10 protein-coding genes are annotated in these 12,016 nt (G+C 39.6%); 6 read left to right on the top strand and 4 right to left on the bottom strand.

The window, feature by feature from the left end:
- Positions 1-79: 79 nt before the first annotated feature.
- Entirely contained in the window at positions 80-1,249 is a 1,170-nt protein-coding gene (locus VB691_RS05325) for a TolC family protein (RefSeq protein WP_416244729.1), read from the top strand.
- A 335-nt stretch (positions 1,250-1,584) separates the two neighbouring features.
- The gene (locus VB691_RS05320; protein WP_323290426.1) at positions 1,585-2,925 is read left to right on the top strand and encodes a TldD/PmbA family protein; all 1,341 of its coding nucleotides are present in this window, start codon (positions 1,585-1,587) and stop codon (positions 2,923-2,925) included.
- A gap of 46 nt (positions 2,926-2,971) precedes the next feature.
- Here the strand turns inward: VB691_RS05320 and VB691_RS05315 are convergent, their stop codons facing one another.
- A complete protein-coding gene (locus VB691_RS05315; protein WP_323290425.1) occupies positions 2,972-4,723 on the bottom strand; it encodes a 6-pyruvoyl-tetrahydropterin synthase-related protein in 1,752 nt (583 codons plus the stop codon).
- A 68-nt stretch (positions 4,724-4,791) separates the two neighbouring features.
- Between VB691_RS05315 and VB691_RS05310 the strand changes: the two genes are divergently transcribed.
- Positions 4,792-6,336: an NAD(P)H-hydrate dehydratase gene (locus VB691_RS05310; RefSeq protein WP_323290424.1), complete on the top strand. Its 1,545-nt coding sequence runs from the start codon at positions 4,792-4,794 to the stop codon at positions 6,334-6,336.
- A 209-nt stretch (positions 6,337-6,545) separates the two neighbouring features.
- Complete coding sequence (locus tag VB691_RS05305) at positions 6,546-8,048, top strand: Ig-like domain-containing protein (protein ID WP_323290423.1); 1,503 nt, start codon at positions 6,546-6,548, stop codon at positions 8,046-8,048.
- 10 nt (positions 8,049-8,058) lie between these two features.
- Here VB691_RS05305 and VB691_RS05300 read toward each other — a convergent pair whose 3' ends face one another.
- The 3 genes from VB691_RS05300 to VB691_RS05290 are packed head-to-tail and all read right to left on the bottom strand — an operon-like array spanning position 8,059 to position 10,038.
- Positions 8,059-8,397 carry a hypothetical protein gene (locus VB691_RS05300; RefSeq protein WP_323290422.1) on the bottom strand — a complete coding sequence of 113 codons (339 nt, stop codon included), beginning with the start codon at positions 8,395-8,397 and terminating at the stop codon, positions 8,059-8,061.
- Positions 8,398-8,401: 4 nt separating this feature from the next.
- On the bottom strand, positions 8,402-9,202 hold the full coding sequence (locus VB691_RS05295) for an RDD family protein (RefSeq protein WP_323290421.1): 801 nt from the start codon (positions 9,200-9,202) through the stop codon (positions 8,402-8,404).
- 29 nt (positions 9,203-9,231) lie between these two features.
- Positions 9,232-10,038 carry a hypothetical protein gene (locus VB691_RS05290; protein WP_323290420.1) on the bottom strand — a complete coding sequence of 269 codons (807 nt, stop codon included), beginning with the start codon at positions 10,036-10,038 and terminating at the stop codon, positions 9,232-9,234.
- Positions 10,039-10,119: 81 nt separating this feature from the next.
- Between VB691_RS05290 and VB691_RS05285 the strand changes: the two genes are divergently transcribed.
- On the top strand, positions 10,120-11,100 hold the full coding sequence (locus VB691_RS05285) for a stage II sporulation protein M (protein WP_323290419.1): 981 nt from the start codon (positions 10,120-10,122) through the stop codon (positions 11,098-11,100).
- Between the two features lie 116 nt (positions 11,101-11,216).
- On the top strand, positions 11,217-11,969 hold the full coding sequence (locus VB691_RS05280; protein ID WP_323290418.1) for a TerC family protein: 753 nt from the start codon (positions 11,217-11,219) through the stop codon (positions 11,967-11,969).
- Positions 11,970-12,016: the final 47 nt, after the last annotated feature.

The raw sequence follows: 12,016 nt of genomic DNA, 5'->3' as shown, positions 1-12,016 counted from the left end.
CCCCTGATTTCATACTACGATTATGCTACTTTTTTGAAGTGCGGAATGTGGGTTAGAAGAATTTCAGGCAGAATTAGGGATCGCTAGAGCCGAACTTTTCCCGATTCTTGACATCGAAACCAGCCTGGTGCGTTTTCGGAATGACCGGGTTTTCGGGGGTGGTACAGATCAGTTAGGGACTCTAATTCCTGAGGCAACCTCCGCAGAAACCTTTACCGATGCCAGAGCCAGCGCAAACCTAACTTATGATATTTATACAGGGGGAGGACGCTCGGCCAGGATTGAGCGAGCGGAGCGTTCAGTGCGTCGTCAGCAATTAGAAGTGGAAGTGATTGCGGAACGAGTCCGCTTTGAAGCGACGGATAACTATTACCTACTACAAAATGCTGATGCTCAGGTGGCTATTCGGCAAGCGGATGTGGAAAATGCCTCCCAAACCTTACGGGATGCCAAATTATTAGAAACGGCAGGTTTAGGGACGCGATTTGATGTCTTACGAGCAGAAGGAGACTTAGCTACAGCTAATGAACAATTAACCAGAGCGATCGCCGATCAAAGAACATCCAGACGAAGACTGGCAGAAACCCTAAGTGTGGGGCAACACGTCGAATTATCCGCAGCCGATGAAATTGCCGAATCAGGGATTTGGAATTTGTCCCTGGATCAAACCATTGTCCGCGCTTACAAAAATCGGGCTGAGCTAGAACAAAGATTAATTGATCGGGAGCTTGGGGAAAATGATCGAGAAATTGCCTTAGCTGAAATTAGACCTAGAGTAGATTTTTTGGCGAATTATGATGCTCGTGAGAACTTTGATGATGGTGTGCCTGTGTTAATGGATTGGACGTTCCAAGCTCGCGTCAGATGGCGGATTTTTGATGGGGGGAGAGCCTTTGAGGGGGCAAGAAGGGCTGAACGTCGGATGGATAGAGCGAACCTTGAATTTGCTAACCAACGCAATGAAATTAGGTTTGAAGTGGAAGAATCTTATCACAATTTGATTGCCAATAAGGAAAATATTGATAGTACCCGTAAGAATGTGGCTACCTTTGATGAAGCCCTGAGATTAGCTCGTCTGCGGTTTCAGGCCGGGGTAGGGACTCAAACGGATGTTATTAATGCTCAACGGGATCTTTCCGGTGCGCGGGGGCGTTTTTTACAGGCAATTATTCAATATAATCAGTCTCTCAATGCCTTACAAAGAGCAGTGAGTAACTTTCCTGATGATCGTTTGTTTGAAACTCCTTAATACTTAATAAAAGTAGGATAATTACTGTTTAGCTTGCTGAATGATAACGAATGATTTATCATACTTTTTTGAATTGGTTAACCGTTGTCGGGTATATTGGATTTGCTAGTGTTATTGTTTGGGCAGTCTGTTTTAAGAAATAACTCAACCTACTTGAGATAAAAACAGTAACACAGCCTTCTAGGCTGTCACAGTCCAGAAAATTGTGTTAAAGTGTTCATAATTCATTCATCCCCAAGAACTGACTGAATAGGGTACAATGAAGAATGGTAAAATAAAGCAAAAACCATCTCTCTCCTGAGATATTCTATCCCGAAAAAGCACTATAAAACTCTATGCTAAACACAGAAGAAATCGCCAATTATGCTCAAATAAGTGCCAAAGAAATCGGCATTACTAAATATGATATTTATGGTTCATCTGTTGATGAAACCAGCGTTGAAGTTGATAACGGGGAACCCAAACAAGTCCAAGCATCAAATCGTTCCAGTGTCATTGTTAGAGTCTGGAATGAGAAGGAAACTGTCGGGGTAACAACGACAACTGATTTAGATGAATTAGGTCTAAAATTAGCTTTAGAAACGGCAAAAGAGGCTAGTATTTTTGGCAATACAGAAAACATTCCAGAATTTAGTCCTGAAGCTAAAAATCCCATTGCTAATATATCAGATCAATTAGTTGAACCTGCCCCCGTTCCTACCTTAATTGATACCTTAATTCAAGCAGAAAAAACCCTATTGGAAGCTCATTCTGCCATTAAAGGGGTTCCCTATAACGGGTTATCTCAAGAAGATATTAAACGATTCTATTTAAACAGTGAAGGAGCTATGCGTCAAGAAGCTCGTTCCTATGCGGTTATTTATCTCTATAGTCGCACGGAAGAAGAAGGTAAAAAACCGAGGGGCGCAAGTTCCATGAAAATCAGCCGAGGGTTATCAGATTTAGATATTGAAGGCTGTTTAAAAGAAGTGACTGAAAAAACAATTAGTCATATTAATTATCAAAGTATTCCCTCTGGTAAATACAGAGTTGTCTTTTCTTCAAAAGCATTTTTAAGCTTAATTAGTGCCTTTTCTAACCTGTTTAATGCTCAGAATATTTTAGATAAACAAAGTCTTTCTAACCCAGATTCATTAGGCACAGAAGTTGCTGTTACTTCTCTCTGTCTTTGTGATGATGCCTTACATCCTGATAATATTGGAGCAGAAACCTTTGATGGAGAAGGAACTCCTACCCGTCGCGTTGAATTGATTAAAAATGGGGTTCTCAGTGGATTATTACACAGCACAGGAACCGCTAAACGGATGAATGCTCAACCGACAGGAAACGCCAATATTGGGGCAAAAGTGACAGTTGGTTCTCATTTTTATCACGTCTTTTCTAATGCAACAGAAGCCCCTCAATATAGTCTAGATGATGCAGAAAATGTCATTTTAATTGATAAATTACAAGCCCTTCATGCGGGAGTAAATGCCTTACAAGGATCTTTCTCTTTGCCCTTTGATGGCTGGTTAGTTAACCAAGGAAAATTAACCAGTATTGATGCTGCTACAGTGGCGGGAGATTTTCTAGAATTGTTAAAATCAATTATTTGTATCGAAACAGAATCAGAAGTTACTCCTGGGGGCGTTTGTCCGAGAATTTGGGTTGATAATTTATCTGTAACAGGAGAATAATAAACATTAGAGATAGAGACGTTATGGATAACGTCTCTTAAAAAAATTAAGATAACTTTCTTGAAGTCCTTTTATCAGCCGAGAAAAAACCAAAGATTATCAAAAGAATGATACTTAAAATACTGAGAATGCCTCCCAAAATAAAAGCAGGAGTCCGTTGATATCGCAAATGCACTTGATAAACCCCAGGCTCTAGTTGAAATTTTATAGTTCCATCATCAGCCATGACGATGGGATGAGGCTTCTGGTCAAGGTATAGATGCCAAGCTGGATAATAGTAGGTTCGCACTCGGATAGTTGAAGCTTCTGCTGCCGTAATTTTAAAGATTCGCTCATAGCTAGACCACTGGTCGATTTGAATTTCTGCTTGACCGTTAATCAGAGAAATTCGTGGTTGTCCCATGACAGGAGTGGGAGGGGATGGACGGCCGTTTGTTAGTGCTGGACGATAGCCCGCATAATCCCTTAGTTTATCGGTGTAAGGGTCGTCGAGAATTGTTTTAATATATCTGAGATGCTCAATATTGCCTCGGCCTGGGTTACGCAGGCCAATAAATTGACGAGATTGCTGGTATGAGTATCTAAAATTGGTTAAAAGAATGCCCATAATTATCAAAGAGAATAACAGTTTCAGACTGAGACGGAGCTTGAGAATTTCTCTGACTGTTAGGGCGCATAAAGCTGCTCCGGCAAACGAAAAAAACGTTAAAAGTCTCCAAGCAAATTGAACTTTTTGTAAGGTTGAACTAGCTTGCCAAATTGGTTCGGATAATGAACTCATGAGAAAAGCAACCATTAGAGCAAAGCCAAACCAAGAATAAATTTCGCGTCTAGCTGAATCACGATGGCGGCAACAGGCCAAAGCTACAATAGTTAAAATGATAATTACTAATGATTGATGAGCAAAAATATAGGTTATTCGATTAAAAGGAAACAGTGGCATTCCCACTCCAATTAAATTTGAAGACATACCACCAATTTGTTGTTTAATATACTCAAGATCGAGAAAAGATTGTTCCAAAATAGCTGGCAATAGGAAAACAGATGCCATCCCTAAACCGATGCCAGCAGATAAAATAGTTGTGACTACAGCTTTCCAGGGTTTATTTAATAGACCGAAGAAGGTATAGGGCAACCAAATAACCGCGCAGAGTAAGAGGCTTGGAACATGGGTTAAGGCTAGTCCAGTCCAAGCAATAGCCAGAGCCGGCCTCCATTTTGAGTAGGATAAAGATTGCTCGGTTAAGTACCAGATTAAAGGAATCCATGCCTGAACGAATACAGAGGCAATACCGCCTCTCCAGTGAATATCAAAAGCTATGTAAGGAGCCGTCATATAAGCTAAAGCTCCAATTAGAGAGGCAAGAGTTCCCCATTTCTTTCGGCCATAAATATAAAAAGTCAGACCCGAAAGAAAAAGGGCCAGAGAAAACAGCACAATAACAGCGTCTTGAGTATCAAGACCACTAAATTTGAGCCATGAGCCAAGGTAAAAGACTAAAGGAGGTTGGAAGACAAAAGAGGGACTGCCATAGCCATAATTGGTTCCAGCTAACCATCGAGGATACCAAATGCCCTCAGCCAGTTGTTTAGAGAAATGCTGAAGCCAAGGAAGATGCCATTTGAGATCACCCTGTCCGCTGATACCATCACGAATCATCTTCCAATGGAGAATAACAGTTGCTAAAGCTAACAGGAGAAATATTCCCCCTTCAACTAAATAGCGCGAGCGGGGAAATTGAGAGAAAATGCCAACAGTTTTGGACAATAATTTGTGCCATCTCGTTTCTACTTTCATAGGTTAATTAACAAAATAAACATTAAAAATATACCATAATAAAATAGTTTGAGAAAAGAGTATTAATCATGCAACAGAGAAAACAACTTGACTCCATTGTAGTCACGGCCGAACAAATGGCTAGAATTGAAGGGAGAATTTTTGCGGCCGGAATGCCAGTGGCCGCACTCATGGAAAAAGCTGCTTATCTCATGTTCAGACGAATTCAGCAGCTTTATCCCCTCTCTAAAGTCTCACGGGTTGGGGTATTAGTGGGGCCAGGCCACAATGGAGGTGATGCTTTAGTCATTGCCAGGGAAATGCACTTACAAGGCTATGATGTCTGTTTATATCGTCCCTTTCCTCAATTAAAAGAATTAACCAAGCAACACGCAAACTATGCCGATAGTTTAGGCATTCCCTATTATGGTGACATCGAATCTTTAAGCAACTGTCAGTTAATTATTGATGGATTATTCGGGTTTGGCCTAAAGCGATCGCTATCGGGTAATATTGCTTTAGCAGTAGATCTCCTCAATCAATGGTCAATTCCTGTGGTGAGTGTAGACATTCCCTCTGGGTTACACACCGACACCGGAGAAATCTTAGGCACTGCTGTTAAAGCGACTCTTAGCTTATGTTTAGGGTTATGGAAACCTGCTTTTTTTCAAGATCAAGCTTTACCCTACATTGGACAAGCTGAAAGGATAGATTTTGGCATTCCTTTACGAGATGTTTGGTCAATTGTTTCCCAACCGTCCCCCTTACAAATTTTAACTAAAACTCTAGCGCTAGAGTTTTTACCCTTACCCCGTCCCCTACTAACCCATAAATATCAGCAAGGCCATTTACTGCTTATTTGTGGTTCCCGTCGTTATGCGGGGGGCAGTATTTTAACCGGGTTAGGGGCCCGGGCCAGTGGTGTGGGAATGTTATCGATCGCCGCTCCCACCTCCTTGAAACCCTTATTAGTCAGTCATCTTCCTGATGCGTTAATTATTGACTGTCCCGAAACCGAAACCGGAGCGATCGCCGAGTTACCCCCTTTAGCGACAGACTTCGACTCCTATAATATTATCGCTTGCGGCCCTGGTTTAACCACAGAAACCCCCTCGCTCATCGAAACAGTTTTAGAAGCCAATTGCCCCCTTATTTTAGATGCTGATGGACTCAATCTTTTGGCACAATTAGACATGGTTTCCCATCTCTCTCAACGTCCCTACGCTACAATTTTAACCCCCCATTTAGGAGAATTTAAACGACTTTTCCCCCAGATTCTACATCCTGAAAAAGATAGAATGACGGCGGCGAAAACTGCGGCCATAGAAAGTGGTGCGATTATTTTATTGAAGGGGGCCAGAACAATTATTGCCCATCCTCAAGGAACAGCTTGGGTAATTGCTGAAAGTACCCCCGCCTTAGCCAGAGGGGGCAGTGGAGATGTTTTAACCGGATTAATTGGGGGGCTATTGGGACAAAATTTGCGTGAAGAAAAACCCTTAGAAGCGATGGTTGCTACTGCCGTTTGGTGTCATAGTCAAGCGGGAATTATAGCCGCAAAAGAACGCAGCGAATTAGGGGTTGATGCCTTTACTTTATCCCAGTATTTACATCGCGTTTTCTCGGAAAATTAACAAATTTTTCAAACAAGGTATCTGTTATGTTAAATTAGCATAAATCATAGATCTTAACTCTAAAGAGTTAGGCTATACAAACAAAGGTTGCCTACGCAACCTAAGATTTAGTCCGCGAAGGCGGGCTTAGTTTTGGTAGAATAAGGCTTGAGCCTGTTATTAATTATTAATTTAGCTAAAATCAAAAAACCCTGTATCTCATCTAAATTATGAACAAACTACTATTACAAGAACCCATTGACAAAGTTTCATTATTCCTCATTGGTGCTTTTAGTGTGGTCATTGCTGGCCTGGTTATTGGGGAAAAAGTGTGTGGTAGTGAGTGTTTTTTTCGCAATGGCCCCAGGGTTGAACATTTTAGCTGGGAAAATCAACAAGTAGGGGCAAAAGATCGGGCATTTATTTTGACCTTTGATCGACCTATGGATAAAGCCAGTGTGGAGCAAAATTTAGTGATTAAGCCCCCTCTGCCGGGAAAAATTAGCTGGGCCGGGCGTAGACTCGCTTATACCCTAGAAACCCCCATTCCCTACGGCCAAACCTATCAGGTACAGTTAAGTGAAGGGAAGGAAAGATTTCGCCAAGCAGGAAACCCCGGCGACGTGATGGAGTCTTTTGTGGGGGAATTTCAAAGCCGCGATCGCGCTTTGGCTTATATTGGGACACAAGGGGAAGAAGAAGGGAGATTAGTTTTTTATAATGTCACTCAACAGATTAAGCGTATTCTGACACCTCCTGATTTAGTGGTGATGAATTTTGAATTTTATCCCGAAGGCGATCGCATTTTATTCTCAGCGGCCGAGCAAGGGAGTGGGGTTGAGGGGTTACGACAATTACAGCTTTATACTGTTACCACTGGGGTCAATAATGGGGTTGAAAATACTAACAGTAATTCGGCGGGAAAAATAGAACAAATTTTAGATAATAAAACCTATCAAAATAATCAATTTGATCTGTCTGCTGATGGCAAAATTATAGTTTTACAAAGGATAAATCGAGAAAATCCTGCTGATTTTGATCTCTGGATGCTAAAAGAAGGAAATCAACCGGAAAGACTAAAGGTGACAGGGGGAGAATTTAAAATTACACCTGATAGTCAAACCTTAGCGGTGGCTAGAGGGGAAGGTATTAGTATTTTACCCTTAAAACCAGAGGCGGAACCCTTGGACTTTTTACCAAAATTTGGTCAATTGTTGAGTTTTAATCTTAATGGTAATGCAGCAGCAATGGTCGATTTTAATACCGATGATGCTAATTTACGTTATACGCGATCGCTGTTTTATGTCAATAATCAAGGCATACAAAAGGAATTATTAAATACACAGGGATCAATTATTGATTGTCAATTTACGCCTATGGGAACTAAACTATATTGTTTATTAACGGACTTATTACCTGGGGATGAATATAAAGAACAACCTTACTTTGCTAAGTTTGATTTGAAGACAGGCAATATGACACCTTTAGCGAAATTATCGGACTATAAAGATATTAAAATTAGTTTAGCTCCTGATGGGTTAGCATTGCTTTTTGATCAAGTGATTACCAGTGATAATCCTAATTTAACTGATAAATTAACGAGTAATTCAGGAGAAGCTATTGTGGGGGGTCAATTATGGTTATTAATTCCACCAAATGGAAATAAAGCTAATGTTCAAGCTGACTTAAAAGAGTTACCTTTAGTTGGTTTTCGTCCTCAATGGTTGCCTTAAATGTTAGGGGTTAATGGGGGAAGTTTGGGAAAAATAATTTGACAGCCCCCGTCCCAATGGCTAAAATAAAGCCAACCACAACTGAACGATTGATAAATTCTTGAGTATCTAACCGTTTACTGATTCCTTTCACTTCTGCATCAAGAGTTTTAATTTCTCCTTTGAGTGATTCAATGGAGACTTTGGTTTCAGTTCTAAACTCACTCACATCTTTTTGAAGGGTGTCTAATTTAGCCTCGAATTTGTCTGACTTAGCCTCAAACTTTTCATCAATCTTATCTAACTTACTATTAATCTGCTTTAAAATTTCTTCTAATGAATAGGTTACGGTTACAGGTGTTTGACTCATTGTTTTATTCTCCAAATTCAGATGAATTTTGTTGTTGATAAGCGAGATAAACCGCTTCTAAAAAATGATTAGCTGTTGTTCCTTCGGGTATTTCTGCTAATTGAATAATATCCTTAACCTGATAAGCTAACTTACGGGATAATTCATGTTTTGCCTGTAATAACATGGCCTCCCGTCGTTGTAAATATTCTCGAATAACTGCAAAGTTTTCAGGAGATAAATTAGTTAAATTTGCTGTATTATTGATAGAGTTGACTAAATTTTTCGCTTCTTCTGAAATCAAAAAATTAGCTTTAGGTTTCTCACTTTCCTCTTGAATAACTAAAGTTCCTGCTAACAAATCTCCGATCCTTTTTTCGGATTTACTAAAAACAATTAATAAAACCCCAATAAATAAGATATCATCAATAGGACGTAATAAAGTCCTTAAGGTAGCTTGTTGTAAGCCAATTGGTCTACCATCATCACAAATAACACGAATTTTAGCAAAACGTTTTCCTGGGGTTTGGCCTTGCCATAAGGTTTCAAAAAAAACAAAATATCCTGTATAAGTAAAGAAAAGAATTAACAAGGAAATTGCCCAAAGCCAAAGGTAAATATCAGCTACATCACTTAAATAATCACTTAAAATATCACCAAGAAACTTCGCAAAAATAAAGGTTATCAAAGAATAAAAAATCAGGATAAGCCCCAAAAAAAGATAATCAAATACTAGGGCTAGGGTTCTATTGCCAATTCCTGCCAAGGTAAAATCTAATTCAACACTCTCCGGTGTTTCCAAAGTAAAGCGATTAAAAAATCTCATGATGATAACGGTCAAATTGTTACATAATTTTAGGTTAACCGATCTTTAATGTCTAATCCTAATCCCTCTTTGCGACTGCGTAAATCATAGTAAATAACTGCTTTAATCCCTTGCCAAAACGGAATAAAGAGTGCGCCAATTCCTATGGAAAGAACTAAATTGATTAAAACTGTAAGAGGAGAGTCAGAGGGAAGAAAAATGCTAACAATATTAACAACTAAGGATAAGGGAATCGTTATTAAAAAAGCCACAAAGAATATTAATTGTAAACGAAGCACAAATCCTTGAGTCAAATTCCAGCTTCTACCAATAGCAAAAGATGAATTGTTAGGGGATTCAACCGCAATGGGTAATTCAACAATTGAAAGTCTTGAGAAAATCCAAACATAACCAAAAAGCATCACTAAAACGGAAAGAAAGCCGAATAATCCCCCAATAATACCAGCTAAAATTGTATTATCTCTAAACAAAGAACCAATAATAAAGATTACAATTCCCACAACTATTAAATAACCGATTAATGCTGCAAAAACAATTAATCCGACTAACAAACCTGCTATGAAAAAAGTCCACATTCGAGGTTGAATCTGTTGACGCGCTTCATAAATAGTTTCTGGACGTTCGATCGCTTCATGAAACGCAAGACGAGCAATTAATCCTTGAATTGCCGAAAATTTTGCCCAACCATAAATAGGAACAAATAACCAGAAATAGCTTAACAAAGCTTGTGTGTAATACAATTTAAAGTTATCTCGATAGATTCTTAAGGCAGCACTCACCACATTACCAACACTCAGGGGCCCCATGGGTTGCGGGAAATTGGGATTATTACTCATTGTGAAACTTCTCCAAATTATTTGAAATATTACCTCCGTCGATATCTTAAGCTAGATTTAGAGAGATTTCCAGAAAATGTTATGAATATTCAACGATGGATCACAAGACGAGAACCGAACTGGAGGCGATTAGATGCTATTTTACAAAAAATAGAAAAACGAGGTTTAAAGTCCCTTCCAAGCTCAGAAATCCATGAATTAGCCAGTTTATATCGTTCTGTCTCTGCTGACTTGGCCCGGGCCAAAACCCAGCAAGTGGGGGCAACTCTGATCAGGGAATTACAAAAATTAACTTCTCGCAGTTACAGTCAAGTTTATCAGGGTTCCCGTCGTCAAGAATGGCAAGCTGTAGCTGAGTTTTATCTGTGGGGGTTTCCTAGGGTTGTACAGCAAACCTGGGGATACATTGCTATCTCAACCGGAATTTTTGTATTAGGGGCTTTAATTGCTTGGTGGTATGCTTGGCAAGATCCCAGCTTTCTGTCTTTAATTGTGCCAGAAGAACTAATTACAATGGTACGGGATGAACATCAATTGTGGATGGGATCAATTTTAGGGGTTGAACCTGTAGCTTCTAGTAATATTATGATCAATAATATTAAGGTTTCTTTTAATGCTGTTGCTGGCGGAATGACTGCAGGAATTTTAACCCTTTATCTAATATTTTATAATGGCCTATTAATCGGCGCAATTGGTGCTTTAGTTGGACTCAATAACTTAGCTTATCCTTTTTGGGCTTTTGTGTTTCCCCATGGTTCCCTCGAATTACCGGCCATTTTTCTCGCTGGAGCATCAGGATTATTAATTGCTAGAGCTTTACTTTTTCCTGGTCAATATCGCAGAGTTGATGCTTTAAAATATTATGGTTTTCAAGCCGCACAATTAGTATTTGGGATCGTTCCTTTATTAGTAATTGCTGGTATTATTGAAGGGTTTATTTCCCCAAATCCCCTGATTCCTAATCCTTTAAAATATTTAATCGGAATGATTTTATTGACTTTTTTGATCAGATATTGTGGTCGAACAAAAATAGTCAAGTCAGCAGATTTGTCAGAAGTCTGACAAGATGGGCTTAAATACATTATCATTAAGTTAACGGAATTATCATATCAATCGCATCATGGCGACATTTTTGTGTCGTTGTTTAAATCATTGCAATTATTCATCCTGATATTTGAATGTTAGACCAGATTCTTGACTCTTCCCTCGCTCACAGTTTTAGAACTCCCTTAATGCTCCTGGTGCTGATCGTCCTAGAAGCTGTTTTATCGGCCGATAATGCGATCGCCTTAGCCGCCATTGCCCAAGGTTTAAAAGGCCCTAAGTTACAACGATATGCCTTAAATTTAGGCTTAATTGTGGCTTATGTGTTGCGGATATCTTTGATCTTAACCGCAACCTGGGTGGTCAAATTTTGGCAATTTGAGCTATTAGGAGCCATTTATTTATTGTGGTTGGTGTTTAATTATTTTACCTCCCAAGAAGATGCTGAACACCATCATCATGGCCCTGAGTTTACCTCCCTCTGGCAAGCGATACCCTTAATTGCCGTGACAGATCTCGCCTTTTCCCTCGATAGTGTTACTACAGCGATCGCCTTATCGGACGAAATCTGGTTAATTTTAATCGGGGGAACTATTGGGGTTATTACCCTGCGATTTTTAGCGGAATTATTCATCAGTTGGTTAAAAATCTATACTTATCTCGAAGATGCGGGATTTATTACCGTGGGATTGGTGGGATTAAGATTACTCATTCGGGTAATCAATGCGGAATTGGTTCCCCCAGAATGGTTGATGATTACGGCGATCGGCTTAATATTTGCTTGGGGCTTTTCTAAACAAAATCCAGACTCCTTGGAAGTGGTAGAAATTTCCTTGGAATCTCTGGAAAATTCCCTTAACAAAGAATCGGAAAAAATTTCTTCTTGATAATTAGAAAGCCTACGAAAGTAGGCTTGTTCTAGCTTTAGCTTTGA

This window comes from Crocosphaera sp. XPORK-15E (assembly GCF_034931425.1).
Taxonomy (GTDB): Bacteria; Cyanobacteriota; Cyanobacteriia; order Cyanobacteriales; family Microcystaceae; genus UHCC-0190.
Note: the sequence above shows the minus strand (reverse complement) of the source record. Positions and strands in the feature narration are given on the sequence as shown.